Here is a 14,554-nt window from a genome sequence, read left to right as displayed (position 1 = left end):
ATGAGGTACACCAAGTCATCAGTAGATAGAGTTAGAGAAGCAGATATTGTTAAAACTATTGGAGAGTTTACAGAACTAAAAAAAGTAGCTAGTAATTATAAGTGTTGCTCTCCTTTTTCTGAAGAAAAAACACCATCCTTTACTGTATCGCCTGTAAAACAAATATTTAAATGCTTTTCTACTGGTTTAGGAGGCGATGGAATAAAATTTGTTATGCAGCATAAATCTGTAGAGTTTGTTGAAGCAGTTGAAATAATTGCAAAAATCCATAACATCTATTTAGAAAAAGAAGAAGTAACTCCAGAGGTACAAAGAAAGCTAGACCAGAAAGCCGAAATGTACAATCTAACCGATAAGGCTGCAAGAAGTTTTGTAAACGCTTATAAAAAATTGGATGCTGATCATTGGGCAAAAAAACTAATTGCCGAACGTGAGTTTAATGATGAAAGTGTTCTAAATTTTCAAATAGGATTTAATGGAGATGAAAACAAATTAACCAAATGGACCATTGCAAACGGCACACTAGCTGTTAGTAAAGAGTTAGGCTTATCTAAAACTAAAAACAGCAGTAGTTACGATATTTTTAAAAACCGTATTATGTTCCCTATTCATAATGAAAAAGGAACAGTAGTTGGTTTTGGTGGCCGACAATCTAACGACCCAAAATTAGATAAAGGTTTTAAATACATTAACTCAAAAGAGAGTTTAATATATGATAAATCTGCTGTGTTATATGGTTTATTTCAAGCGAAGCACATCATTAATAAATTAGGCTCTGTAATTCTAACAGAAGGTTATACTGATGTTATTGCAATGCATCAAAACAGATGCGAAAATACGGTAGCTTCCTGCGGAACAGCTTTAACAGAAAGGCACGCTCAATTGCTTAAAAAATACGCTGAAGAAGTTGTTTTATTACGTGATGGAGATGCAGCAGGATTAAAAACTATGCTTAAAAAAGATGGCGACATAGATATTTGCTTGTCTTTTGGTTTAAATGTTTCTATTTGTTTGCTTCCAGATGGAGAAGATCCAGACACTTTTTCAAGAACACAATTAGATATGCATACTTGGGTGCATGACAATAAACTAGACGCTATTCTTTACAAAGTCAATCAATATGATGTTATACGAGATAGATATCAGTTTGATGTTGATGAATTAAACAAATCAATAAAGCTTCAGGTAAAAACTTTAGAAGCGGATATTATAGACCTAAAAGATTTACAAGACGAAGAACTGTCTAATGCAAAAGCATCTAACAAGGCTATTTTATCTGAAATAAAAACGGTAAAAAATCAAGGTGCCCAGGAACTAAAGGAAATTCAAAAAATAGATCCAGACAAAAAGTCAAGAGCTGTTACAGACATTGCCGAAACATTATTTAAAATAAAACACGAAGTAAAGCGCAACGAATACATTAAACAAGTTGCCAAAATTTTAAAAATAAGTGTTTCTGCATTAAAAACTGAAATTGGAAAATTTGAGATTAAAGAAACTGAAGCTAAAGAAAAAGAAGACGGTAAAGTTTCAATGCGTGGTGTTCAATTACCAGATGGAGCTGATAAAGAAGAATATTTAGAAGGTCATGGATTTGTAACTGTTGGTAACTCTTATTTTTTCCATCGCATAAATTCAAACACCTTTTTTCAAGGCACTACCTTCAAGCTTGAACCACTTTTTCATATTCAAGGAGACAAAGAAAACAAACGCCTTTGTGAGATAACCAATTTAAGAGGTAAAAAGAAACTGATTGATTTTGATAGTGATATGCTAGCCAATTTTAATGAGTTTAGAAAGTATCTTTTTAGAATAGGAGGTTTTATGTTCTTAACACATAACGGTTTACGAACGGAGCATTTTGACAAATTTGTATATCGATTTGAAGAGCAATTTGAACCAGCTTTAGAGCTTTTAACTATGGGTTGGAATAGAAAAGGATTTTATGCCTTTGCAAATGGTGTGTATTGGGAAGGAAAATTTAGAGCCGTTAACAAATACGGTATTATGAATTTAGAAGGCATTGATAAAACCGAAAGTGATTATAACCAAAAAATAGATAACTATTACTCGCCTGCTTTTTCGGTAATGCATCAAGACAATCAAGAAGGCGATGATTTATATGAGAATGATCGATACTTTGTTTATAAAGAGGCTACCATTTCTTTAGAGGATTGGATGAAGCAAATGATTTTAGTATTTCAAGAAAAGGGAATAACCGGCATTCTATTTAATTTCGGTGCGCTTTTTAGAGATTTGTTTCTTACACACTACGATTCATTTCCATTATTAGGTGGTTTTGGAGAAAAAGACTCTGGAAAGTCTGGTTTTGGAAAAATATTGCAGAATTTCTTTTATTACAGATTACCGCCTGTAGATTTAACTCAAACAACACACGTTGGTTTATCTAGACGTTTAAGCCGAAATACTAACACCGTTCAATTTGGCGATGAATATCAAGATAGAACCGTAAAAGAAGAAGTTGGTAACTTATTAATGGGTGCTTGGAATGGCATTGGTAGAGAAAAAGGAAAAGGAGTTGGCACCACCAGAACCAGTTTAGATAAAATAAATTCTGCTGTGTATTACGCTGGTCAGTTTATGCCAACCTTTAAAGAAAATGCACTAGCTACTAGAACGATATCACAATTCTTTTTAACGAAAAAATATACTCCAGAAGAAAAAACAAACTTCAATAAGCTTTTAAATTGGACAAACTCTGGAATTAGCAGTTTAGCAGTAGAAATAGTACAACATAGAGCGTATTTCGAAAAAAGGTTGCCTCTGGTCCACGCTGAAACGGAGCGAAATCTGAAAGAACTCCTTAAAAAAGAGCAGTACCAAGAACGAATTTTTGGTAACGTATCTATGTTGTTTACTACCTACGCCATTCTAAAAGATAAGATCGAGTTTCCTTTTACTGAAGAAGAAGTAAAAAAACTATGCCTTCACTTAATAATTAATAATTCAGAGCAAATTGCTGATAGTAACGGATTAACAGAGTTCTGGAGCATCATTACTTTCTTATTCGAAACTAAACGTATTAAAGATCATCAAGATTTTGTAATAGGTAGAGACCTTTCTTTTAAAATTGTTGGAGAAAAACGAAGCGAATCAGTATATGATAACCAAGAGCGAAACCAAATACTGTACTTGCGTTTAAAATCGGTGTACCAATTCTATAATAAAGAAGCTTCTACACGAGAAGGTGTAGATGTTATTGGACAAACCACCATTCGCCACTACTTTAAATCACGTCCATATTTTATTGGCCTTATAAAAGGTAAGCGTTTTGGAACGGCAGGAACACAAAGCTGTTACGCTTTTAATTACACGATGATGGTTGAAAAAGGACTGGTAACCCTAGAAGAAGATAACTCTTTGTTTAAGAAACCAGATAATGAAAACCCAAATGATAATAAAGAAGAAGACGATTTACCATTTTAAAAAATAATACCATGGCAACACTAACAGCAATGCAACCACGACCTTATGTTTTTCCAAGAGCAGTAGCCGAAGTAGAATTAGTACAGGCACTTCCAGAAGATTTAAAAACCTTTACTGGTTATGATGAATCTAGCAAACCAATTTACAAATTAAGAGCTGGACTAATCTATTGGCTACAATCTTCTATTACAGGAAAAGTAGAAACAACACCAAGAGTGTTAACGGATGATTGTAACCCAAATGATATAAAAGAATGGTTGGACTTCAAAATGATTTGGATTGCTAACGTGCCGAGTATATGATTTGTAGGCACTTAAAAGGAACTTATTTCCAATTTGGAAACAACTTAAATAAATAGAAATAAACATTGAATATTAACCGGACTGCCTATAAATTATATACTTTGTTATAGGCAGTTATTTAACTAAAACACAGCAAGAATGGAACAAACAAAAATGGAAGTAGGAAAAATTTATTTTTTGGATTATGACGGAACTCAAATAGTAGGTAGGTTTTTAAGTGATGAAACTACGCAGTATATTTTTTTTGATTTACTACACTATTGGAATGGTTTTGAGTCTTTTAGAATGAATAAGCCCTATTGTGTACACACAGGGATAAAAAATATACGTCCTGCAAGCGATGCTGAAAAAATGAATTTGATAAGATTTGAGATTGAGCATAATTGCATATAACGGTCTTGCATATGTGCTGTTGCTGAATTAAGCACCCAAATTATTAAATAAACCAAAAAACAAAAAAAGCGTTGGCGAATGGCTGACGATAGGAAGACAAATATTAATAACTAAAATTAAAACTATGAGTAATTATGTAATTAGCCTTAAACACACAGGCAAATCTGAACCAGTAGTAACTTTATGGCGTGCAAATAACGCTGGATATTGTTGCGACATAGATAGAGCTGGAATCTATGAAAACCCAGAAGAAGGTTATCATATAGATGAATTAAATATTGCACGACCAAAATATATGGTTGAGCCACTTCTCGAAAAAATGTCTTACGGTGATTTTAAAGACCGATTAATGCTACCTAACACTAAAAAAGTATGGAAAGCATTAGGCCACGCAGAAATGGCGAAATGGGTTACTAATTAAAGAGCGTTGGCTTTTTGTTTTTCTTCGATTAAGCAATAACCTTAATTAACAAGAAACGACCTAAAGCAATGGCATATATGCGGTGTTGTGGTGGCGAAGCGGACGTTTTTATAACTGAATTTTAGAGTTATAGAACTATGTTTCTTATAAAAATGCACCACAACACCTATATATAAAAACCTTTAATTAACTAATTGATTATGAGAAATAAACAAGATAAAATTTTAAAGATGTATTCTGAAAAGCTAAAATATTTTAGATACTCAAAAAACACGGTTAAGTGCTATCATCATTATGTAGCGGAATTTTTGGAGTTTACAAAAAAGAACTACCAACATTTAACCAGTAATGATTTTACTTTTTATTTAAATCATTATAAGTTTAGTTCTACATCACAACAGAATCAAGTTATATCTGCTATTAAGTTTTTGTTTGAAAAGGTTTTAAATAAAAAATACGCCAAAATTAATTTCTCTAGACCTAGAAAAGAGCGAAAACTTCCTCAAATAATTGATAAGACTATTTTACGAGAAAAAATATTATCGATAAAAAACTTAAAACACAAAGCTGTTTTAAGTTTAGCATATAGCTTTGGACTAAGAGTTTCTGAAATTATAAACTTAAAAATTGTAAATATAGATTCCGATGGAAACTTAATTCATGTTGAATTAGCAAAAGGCAAAAAAGACAGGGTAGTTCCGTTATCAGAAAATCTATTAAAAATTTTGAGAGATTATTATACGGAATTCAAACCAAAATTTTACTTATTTAACGGTCAGTTTCATTTGCAATATTCAGCAACTTCTTGTAATAAAATGATAAAAAAATACATTGCTGAAGATGCACACATGCATCAGCTACGCCATAGTTGTTTTACGCATTTATTAGAAACTGGTACAGATTTAAGAACCATACAATCTATTGCTGGGCATAAATCTTCTAAAACAACTGAAATCTATACACACGTTTCAAATAATCATTTACAAACTGTAGAAATGCCTATTTAACAAAACCCACCACCCAAATTACATACACCTTTAAAAACCGCTTTTTCTGCGGTTTTTTACATTTCTCTTAGTTCAACTAGTTCAACTCACATTCTTTTCACACACAAAGAGTTACGCTAATGTTGAACCGTTGACACTTGCAACCTAAACACCCTTATTATTTATCTTATTTCACACACTCCAAATTCATTAATACAAAAGAAACAAAACCCCCAACCCAATAATAAAAAACATTTAGGGAGAAAAGTGCGGATATTTAGCGTTCAACTGTTCAACTTTTCCAACACTATAGATTTTATTTATAATAACTATTTAATTAACAAAGAGTTATCCTTTATTTTATTGATTAAAAACGTTTTTATTTTGTTGGAAAATGTTGAACGGTGTTTTTAACGTTCCAACATTTTTAAAGTGCGTTCAACATAGTCCAACAGCCCTTAAAATAATAAGTATTTGATTTTTAGCTATTTAGTTGATTTGTTGGAAAAGTTGAACGGGAATCCAACAAAATTAAATAGGATTGGAAATCAGTCCTATTTTAATATTTGGAATGCAATTATGTTTGTATCAACGTAAAAATTTAAAATATGGCATCTAAAAAAAATATTACTGTTTTTAAAAGAGTAACTAAAACTGTAAAAGGAAAACCAGAAAACCAATTAGTAGCAGTAAAAACTGATGGAACAGAAAAAGCATCTAAAGAAGCTGTTGAAAAATTGGCAAACGAAGGTGTAATTTACTTTGAAGTAGTAGATTCAATAAAAGGGATTAAAAGCAAATACAGCAAGCTATTATCAGGCAAAAATTATGAAATAAAACTGGAGAAAATTTAAAGAAATATAGTATATTAATCCTTTAAATTACTGTAAAAAATGATTACTCTAGAAATACCAATTAAGCCTTATTTAAAGAAATACCTAACCAAAAAATATGGCGAAGTCCATCACGTTAAAAAAAACTCTTTACTTGGCGGAATTATTATTGATATTCTAGATAAACAATACAGAAAACAAAGTATTGATGTAGATAGAAAATCTTGTTATAAAGTTTCTGTTCCTGCAACTATAGTTAAAGAAGTTGGTTTTGATATTTCTTTTTTGAAATTAAAAAAGTTAGCCGAAAAAATTTACACCATTTTTTACAATGATCTTGAGACCTATATAAAACTATCGATTGAAAATGATTTAAAGTTTCATAATGAAAAACACGACTCAATCAATAAACAAAACCGTTTAAAAGCAATCGCTCAATTTTTAGATTTTTATGATATTACTGAAGAAGAATTGAAATTAGATAGCGTGTATAGAACCATTGATAGACGTTTAAAATCGGACAAATAGTGTATTTTGAAATTTAAGAACCTGCCTAAAACACTTATAAATACTGCATTTATTTAGTAGGACAGTTTTTAGAAATCTTTTTTTTGTCCTAAAATGATATAAAATGAATACCATAAAAACAGAGAATTTAGAGCAAACAGGAGGTTTTTTTAATGCTCAAATTGTAGCTATTGATGAACTAACTTCTTGTCCATCTATTTTAACCAATAACAATGCAAAAGATATTGTTATCACTCCTTCCACTACTTATTTAGATATTTTACCTGTAGCAGAAAACATAAAAATTACTGAAAAATCTACGAAAACAAAATCTGGAACTCTTTACACTATTAATGGCGAATTTGAAATACCTGTACAATCATCTGAATTAGATGCTTACTTTAATAATTACTTGTATAAAAAAGTAGTTTTAATTGGTATCAAACATTATGGCCAACAAAAAATATATGGCTCTAAAAAATTTCCTTTAAAATTTTCTTACCAGTTTATTAATGGAAAAAAACTAGAAGACGGGAGTAAAATAATGATTAAAGTTTTTGGGAAAATACCGCAAAAGCCAGTATTTATAAACGATTAAGCGTTTTCTAATTTTCTGTCCTATTTTAAATTTATGGATGAAGGTATGTTTGTAATGTGCAAAAAGCATATTACAGATGAATTTAAACAATTTACATTCTTTAATTACCGGGCGTTGGTTTATTGATAAAGCTTACAGTCAGTCTTTACTGCCTTCTTTGTATTCCATTTTAAATGGAAAACTTACTTTTTCAGCACCAGACAAACCAACTCCAGAAGCATTTATTTTTAGTGTCAATAAATCTTTAGTTTCTGCATCAAGTTTTGATAATGAAACCAATAAAGACAATTACGTTCTAGTAGTTTCTTTAAAAAACCCTATTTACAAATACAATCAAGAATGTGGTCCAAGAGGAACAAAATCTAAACAACAGATAATGTCTCGCTATGAATCTGATCCTAATTGTAAAGGAATTGTTTTAGATATAGATAGTGGTGGTGGTCAAGTTTCTGGTACACCAGAATTTCACGATTTCATTAAAAACTATTCTAAACCAGTTGTATCATATACAGATGGAATGATGTGTAGTGCTGCTTATTATATTGGTAGTGCTGCAAAACATATTGTTGCCAACAAACGTGCTGATGCTATTGGTAGTATTGGTACAATGATACATTTTGTAGATATGACTGGCTACTATGAGAAAAAAGGAGCTAAAGTAATTACAGAATATGCAACAAAATCTACAGACAAAAACAAAGATTTTGAAGATTTACTAAAAGGTAAGCCAGAAGGTTACATTAAAAACGAGTTAGATCCTATAACAGAAACATTTCATGCTGATATGAATTCTGCTAGACCTAATTTAAATAGTGAAGTTTTATCTGGAGGAACTTACAACGCTGAAGTTTCATTAAACAACGGTTTAATTGATGAAATAGGAACTTTACAAACTGCAATTGATAAGGTTTTTTCTTTAGCGAAATCAAACAAAAATAATACTCAATTAAATAATTCTAAAAAAAATCCAATGAGCAAATTAAATGTGCCTTTGATTGAAGCTGTTATAGGTGCTTCTTTTTCAGAAGGCGAAACCGAAAATGGTATCATCTTAACAGATGAACAAGCAACTGCACTTGAAAATAGATTATCAGAAAATGATACTACTATTGCAACTGCGGAAACAGAAGCTACTACTTCTTCTGAAAGAATAACTGAATTAGAAGCTACAAATACAACTGTAACTACTGCTATTCAAAATGCATTAGCAACTGCTGAAGTAGAAGGAGCTGCTACAATGAGTAATGAAGAAGGTATTACTGCTTTAAGCAATTTAGTAGCAGAATATGGTGCAGCAGATGGAGCAGGAGTAACAAATAACTTGAAAAATAACGGTATAGCAGAAGATAACGCCAATGTAATTGGTGGTATTGATGTTAGTGCTGCAATGAATAATTAATCTTTTAAAATTAAAAAAATGTCAATAGTAAAAACTGATTTAGTTACTCAATTTGGTGGTCACTACATCCCAGAAGGACAAAATGAAAAGCGTTTGCTTTCAGCATTACGTCAAAAATCTGTAACTACTAGTTACGCAAAACCATTAATTTACGATGGCGATACTTATCGTTTTTCAAATGTGGTTTTAGGAGAAATTGTACAACAGTTTCAAAAGAAATTTACTCCAAAAGGAGATGTTGAGTTTAAACCAAATAAAATTGTTTTAAGAAACCTTAAAATAGATTTGGCTTTATATCCAGATGATGTTAAAGCTTCTTGGTTAGGATTTTTAGAAAATGTAAATGAACAAGAACGTGCTAAATGGCCTATTGTTCGTTTTATGTTAGAAAACGAGGTATTACCTCAATTAAAGCAAGATTTAGAACTTAAAGGTTACTTTAAAGGAGCTTATGTTGCACCAACTTCTGGAACAGCAGGTTCTACAGTACAAGCAATTGATGGTGTGAAAACATTATTAGATGCTGGTATTGCTGATAGCTCTATGCAAAATGTAGCTTTAAGTGCAGCTATTACACCAGCCAACGCTTTTGATATTGTAGAAGAATTTGTAGATAATATAGATTCTCTTTTAGATGGTGTTAAAAAACGTGTTTATATGAACGAAAAAGTGTTGCGTTGGTATCATAGAGACAAACGTAATACGCATGGTGTGGATGTAAATTACGATCCAAACAAACCTACTGTAGATTTTACAAATGTAGAATTAGTTGGTTTACCATCTATGGCAAATGAAAACTACATTTGGGCTACTCCAGTAGACAACTTCTTATATATTAGAAGAGTTAATGGAATGAAAAAACCTAGAATTGAAGAAAGTCAAAGAGAAGTTTTCTTAATGGCTGACTGGTGGGAAGGTTTAGGTTTTGGACATAATGAATTAGTTTATGTAGCTAAATGGGTTTAATCTTTAAAACGTAAACAATGGCAAAACAAGAAAAAAATACAGAAAATAATCAGAAGTCTACACAGACTTCTGATGTTGTTACTTTAGAATCTTTAAAAGATCAGTTAGTAGCACAAAAAGAACTTACTGAAGCAGCAATTCAAGAACGTGATGCTGAAACTGAAAAATTAGCAACTGCTAATCAAGAAATTTCGGATTTAAAAGAAAAGTTAGCAGAAGCAACAGCAACTCCAGAAGTAAAAAAAGGAGAAACTTATAAGAACGAAGAAGGAACTTATGAGTTTACTGTTTCAAATTTCCGATTTAAAGGAAATAAGCATACATCTGAAGAAGCGGTTGCAGATAAAGATTTAATGGAATCTTTAATCAAAGCAAAATTTATTCACTTAAAAAAACACTAAACCATGAGTATTAAAGTAGAAAATATTGGAGAACCAGGTTATGAAGTATCAGGTGGTTTTTCTCACACAGAAGTGTATGTAGCACTTTTATCAACTTTTGCAGCTCTTACAGAGCCTAAAGATTTATGTGGCACAGGTGCTGCAACAACTTTAGAAGAGTTGGTTACCATTACAACTGCACACACATTTAATACTGGTTATGGCTTTACGAAAATGAGAGCTATACAAGAAAGTGTTGGATTAGAAACAACTCAAATTGGTGATCCTAATAAATCGCCAATGCAAGAGAATAAATTAACTGTACAACTTTTAGGTTCTAAACCAGAATTATTAGGATTTAAAAGACAGTTTAAAGGTCAAGATATTGTGGTGTTAGCTCCAGAATTTGGCAGTGGTAATTTAAGACAGATTGGATCTGCTAAATTTGCTGGTAAAATTTCTGAATCTAGCAGTAAAATAGAAGCTACTGTAGATGGCGAAAATACAACTACATTAGTTTTTATGGATAAACAAAAATATGATGCACCAATTTATAGTGTAACTGGAGGTGGTATAACACTACAGCCAGCATAATTTTTCATTAGTTGATTAGTTTGTTTTAATTAGGAAAACCACTCTTTTAAACAGAGTGGTTTTTTTTGTCCTATTTTAAAGGTTTGACAATTGCCATCTTTGAAACTCAATAGAAATAATTCTATAAATATTAATCTAAAACCATTTTAAAAATGAAAAAAGTAATTTTATTATTGTTGATGTTCTCCTTTATTGGAGTGAGCGCAAGGCCCAAAGAATTGGATGTTAAAAAAGATAATCCAATCAGTATTGTTAAAAGTCTAGATACTGATGTATCTGTAGATTTTGTAGTAAATGATTTCACTGATAATTTATTATCTTTGAGTATGAGTAAATCTAAATACAACAATGGAAGTAGTATTTCTTTTCATGGAACTAATGAAGTTTTTGGAAATAATTTTATTGATGAAGTTACATTTATAGATGAAAATATGATTAATAAACTATCTACTACAAGAAAATCTCCATTATCAATTCAAATGCCCAAATTTACAGATGAATATAAGAGAGACATTGAAGACTCTTGGATAAAACATTTTGAAAAAGACGATCCATTAAGTTTGATTAGTTCCGTCTTTATAGATGCTTCCAGAAGTTTAGAAAATCAAAAAAAAGAAATCATACAGAATAGATTAAAAGATTTAGGGTTAAATGTTGATTTAGAAGCCGAAATAAAACAAGGTTTAAAACGGTTTTCTAAAGATATAAATGGAAATGAAACCACCATTTATTTTGATTCTGGAAATGGCGATTTAAAAAGAATTGTCACATTTAAAATAAAACCTATTCCCTTTGATCCTGATAATTTTTCTATCGGATTTGAAGAAACCTATTATTAAAAGTTAATTTCAATAAATATTAAAAGACACTCAATTGAGTGTCTTTTTTTTGTCCTATTCTAAAAAGCTGACAATTGCCACTTTTACACTATGAAAGTAAACGAGTGGTTCTCTAATGGTTCTGATTATAATGCAGGTGTTTTACTATACGCTTCATTAAAAGGGCATAGCCCTAATTTAGTACGCTTATTCTTAAGAAAAGAAAGTCCTTCTAATTTTGAAAAGTTAAAATATGAGCTTGGTAAGTTTAGAGAAAAAGGCACAATATCAAAACCTCTTATTGTGAAAAATGAAAAAAAATCACAATACAATATTGATATTAAAATTGATGGTAGCGAACGAAAACCATTAACCAATAATAAAAAGACATCATTCTACTTCTATCGATTAAATGAATTACATACAGATTTACATGCAATATCTATTAAGCAAAGAAATGATTTTCAGAAAGCAATTTCTTTAAAATTAAAACTAAACGAGTTGCATCCATCAGAAGAAGGTGCAGCACTTTCTTTATGTATCGAAATAGAAGACTTGTTTGATGCTATAGAAACTACTCAAAAAGTTTTAAAGCATTATGTAGATCATAAAGTAGTGTTGAATATTGCTCCAAGAAACTACAGTTCTTTAACTGCTGCACAATTAATTCAATCAAGAAATAATAAGCGAATTTCTGTATCTAAATGCAAAAAAAAGGTTGAAAGTTTTGAAAAAGATTTAGGGCAAAATTTGTCCAAATCTGAAACCACTAAACAAGCAATTGCTTTAGAAAAAGCAAAAAGTAAATTACTAGAACACGAACTTGATTTACAACAATTAAATGAATTGATAAATACACCAAAAAATGATTAAGATAGAAAATTTAGGAACTGAATTTGACGAAGTTACAGCCGGTTTCCATCACGAAGAAATATATGTTGGTTTGGTAGATGAAATGCTAAACATTACAGAGCCAATAGAAATTAAAAAGCTAAAACCAGATAGTGTAATTGATGATTTAATTGTGATTAAAAACAATCATACTTTTATAGATGGCGTAAATTTTACCAAAGTAAAAGCAATACAAGAAAGTGTTTCTTTAGAAACAACTCAAATTGGTACTGCTACTAAATCTCCATTACAAGAAAATAAATTAACTGTACAGCTTTTAGGTTCTAAAGCAGATTTATTAGGTTTTAAACGTTGGCTTAAAGGAAAAGATTTAATTGTATTAGCACCAGAGTTTGGGAGCAATTTTAAAAGACAATTTGGTTCTAAAAAGCAACCTTGTAAGTTAATAGAATCTAGCAGTAAAATAGAAGCTACCAAAGATGGAGAAACTGTAACTACATTAGTTTTTGGAGATTCTCAAAAATATGATGCGCCTTATTATTTAGGAGATTTAAGCGGTGTTGTATCATACTTTACAACAGATTATGAAACCATAACTTCAGATCGTGATGATGTGAGCTGTGATATAGATTAAAAAAGATGAATGATATTTTAGCTCCTTTAGAATGGCATACCGAAAAACTAAAAGTAAAAGATTTAGTTCCTTGCAATTATAATCCTCGTAAAATTACTCCAGAGCGATTAGAAAAATTAAAAAATAGTCTTGAGAAATACAATCTTGCTGAAATTCCTGCTGTAAATACAGATAAAGTAATTATTGCAGGTCATCAACGTGTTAAAGTTTTAATGGATTTAGGACGTGGAGATGATTTAATAGATGTAAGACTGCCAAATAGAACATTAACGGACCAGGAGTTTAAAGAATACAATGTTGTTTCTAATATTTCTGTAGGATTTTGGAATGTAGATATTTTAGAAGAATGTTTTGCTGATGTAGATTTACTTGAATTAGGATTAGATATTAATGACATAGAACTCCCTTCAGATATTTTGCCAGATGACCTAAAGCAAGAAGAAGAGAAAGAAACGGATTTAACACCACCCAAAGAACCTATTACTATTTTAGGAGATGTATATGAGTTGATAAGTAAACAGAAAGAATTGCATCACCGGGTAGTTTGTGGAGATAGCACGAATTCTAAAGATTATAAAAAACTTCTTGAGTCTAAACTATTTAATCTGGTAGTTACTGACCCACCTTATAACGTAAATTATGAAGGTGGTACAAAAGAAAAATTGAAAATCAAAAATGATAAAATGGATAATGATTCGTTTTATACATTTCTTTATTTATTCTATCAAGAAACATTTTTAAACGCTGAAGCAGGTTCTCCTATTTATGTTTTTCATGCAGATAGTGAAGGTGCTAATTTTAGAAACGCCTTAAAAGATGCAGGATATAAATTAACTCAATGTCTAATTTGGGTTAAGAACAGCCTTGTAATGGGAAGGCAGGATTATCATTGGAAACACGAACCTATTTTATACGGTTGGAAAGAAGGTGCTGCACATCCATGGTATTCTGACAGAAAACAAACTACTGTATTAGAATTTGATAGACCAGTACGCAATGCAGATCATCCAACAATGAAACCAATTGAAATTATTATTTATCTGATAAAAAATAGTTCTAAACAAAAGGATATCGTTGGCGATTTGTTTTTAGGTGGTGGGTCCACATTAATAGCTTGCGAACAAACTTGGCGCAATTGTTATGGAATGGAATTAGATCCAGTTTATGTAGATGTTGATATTCGTAGATGGTTACAATATATGATTGATAATGATTTAGATTTTGAAATTAAAAAGAATGGTCAAACATTGGATAAAGTTGAATGGAATAAATATGTAGAAATATAGTATATTTACTTTGCGAAACATTTTTTTAAACTCAAAAGCAAGGAAAGTACAATCCCACGTAAGTACAGGCTTTGCCTGTATTTTGCTTTTGAGTAAGATGTTTCGCAACCTTGCGTGGGTATTTAATACTTTCTAATT

16 protein-coding genes are annotated in these 14,554 nt (G+C 30.8%); all 16 read left to right on the top strand.

From position 1 onward, the window contains the following. Positions 1-3,447: a DNA primase gene (dnaG, locus tag Q0684_RS00205; RefSeq protein ID WP_299012026.1), complete on the top strand. Its 3,447-nt coding sequence runs from the start codon at positions 1-3 to the stop codon at positions 3,445-3,447. Positions 3,448-3,458: 11 nt separating this feature from the next. Continuing rightward, positions 3,459-3,749, top strand: a complete 291-nt coding sequence (locus tag Q0684_RS00200; protein ID WP_299012025.1) for a hypothetical protein — start codon at positions 3,459-3,461, stop codon at positions 3,747-3,749. Positions 3,750-3,887: 138 nt separating this feature from the next. Continuing rightward, on the top strand, positions 3,888-4,142 hold the full coding sequence (locus Q0684_RS00195) for a hypothetical protein (RefSeq protein ID WP_299012024.1): 255 nt from the start codon (positions 3,888-3,890) through the stop codon (positions 4,140-4,142). A gap of 124 nt (positions 4,143-4,266) precedes the next feature. Then, positions 4,267-4,563, top strand: a complete 297-nt coding sequence (locus Q0684_RS00190; protein ID WP_299012023.1) for a hypothetical protein — start codon at positions 4,267-4,269, stop codon at positions 4,561-4,563. 200 nt (positions 4,564-4,763) lie between these two features. After that, positions 4,764-5,570, top strand: a complete 807-nt coding sequence (locus Q0684_RS00185) for a tyrosine-type recombinase/integrase (protein ID WP_299012022.1) — start codon at positions 4,764-4,766, stop codon at positions 5,568-5,570. A 587-nt stretch (positions 5,571-6,157) separates the two neighbouring features. Beyond that, positions 6,158-6,403 (top strand): hypothetical protein, encoded by a 246-nt coding sequence (locus Q0684_RS00180; protein WP_299012021.1) that lies wholly within the window; start codon positions 6,158-6,160, stop codon positions 6,401-6,403. 39 nt (positions 6,404-6,442) lie between these two features. Further along, on the top strand, positions 6,443-6,910 hold the full coding sequence (locus tag Q0684_RS00175) for a hypothetical protein (RefSeq protein WP_299012020.1): 468 nt from the start codon (positions 6,443-6,445) through the stop codon (positions 6,908-6,910). 103 nt (positions 6,911-7,013) lie between these two features. Next, positions 7,014-7,487 (top strand): hypothetical protein, encoded by a 474-nt coding sequence (locus Q0684_RS00170; protein ID WP_299012019.1) that lies wholly within the window; start codon positions 7,014-7,016, stop codon positions 7,485-7,487. Between the two features lie 76 nt (positions 7,488-7,563). Beyond that, a complete protein-coding gene (locus tag Q0684_RS00165; RefSeq protein WP_299012018.1) occupies positions 7,564-8,886 on the top strand; it encodes a S49 family peptidase in 1,323 nt (440 codons plus the stop codon). Between the two features lie 18 nt (positions 8,887-8,904). Beyond that, on the top strand, positions 8,905-9,852 hold the full coding sequence (locus Q0684_RS00160; RefSeq protein WP_299012017.1) for a hypothetical protein: 948 nt from the start codon (positions 8,905-8,907) through the stop codon (positions 9,850-9,852). Positions 9,853-9,869: 17 nt separating this feature from the next. Continuing rightward, complete coding sequence (locus tag Q0684_RS00155; RefSeq protein WP_299012016.1) at positions 9,870-10,253, top strand: hypothetical protein; 384 nt, start codon at positions 9,870-9,872, stop codon at positions 10,251-10,253. 3 nt (positions 10,254-10,256) lie between these two features. Beyond that, positions 10,257-10,826, top strand: a complete 570-nt coding sequence (locus Q0684_RS00150) for a hypothetical protein (RefSeq protein WP_299012015.1) — start codon at positions 10,257-10,259, stop codon at positions 10,824-10,826. A 197-nt stretch (positions 10,827-11,023) separates the two neighbouring features. Further along, positions 11,024-11,665, top strand: a complete 642-nt coding sequence (locus tag Q0684_RS00145) for a hypothetical protein (protein ID WP_299012014.1) — start codon at positions 11,024-11,026, stop codon at positions 11,663-11,665. A gap of 90 nt (positions 11,666-11,755) precedes the next feature. Then, entirely contained in the window at positions 11,756-12,517 is a 762-nt protein-coding gene (locus Q0684_RS00140) for a hypothetical protein (RefSeq protein WP_299012013.1), read from the top strand. After that, positions 12,510-13,130, top strand: coding sequence for a hypothetical protein (locus Q0684_RS00135; protein WP_299012012.1), 621 nt, complete (start codon positions 12,510-12,512; stop codon positions 13,128-13,130). The genes Q0684_RS00140 and Q0684_RS00135 overlap by 8 nt, the downstream gene beginning before the upstream one ends. A 5-nt stretch (positions 13,131-13,135) precedes the next feature. Beyond that, positions 13,136-14,416 carry a DNA modification methylase gene (locus Q0684_RS00130; protein WP_299012011.1) on the top strand — a complete coding sequence of 427 codons (1,281 nt, stop codon included), beginning with the start codon at positions 13,136-13,138 and terminating at the stop codon, positions 14,414-14,416. Positions 14,417-14,554: the final 138 nt, after the last annotated feature.

Origin of the sequence: uncultured Polaribacter sp. (genome assembly GCF_947503875.1) — a bacterium.
Lineage (GTDB): Bacteria > Bacteroidota > Bacteroidia > Flavobacteriales > Flavobacteriaceae > Polaribacter.
This window is presented reverse-complemented; position numbering and strand designations above follow the sequence as displayed.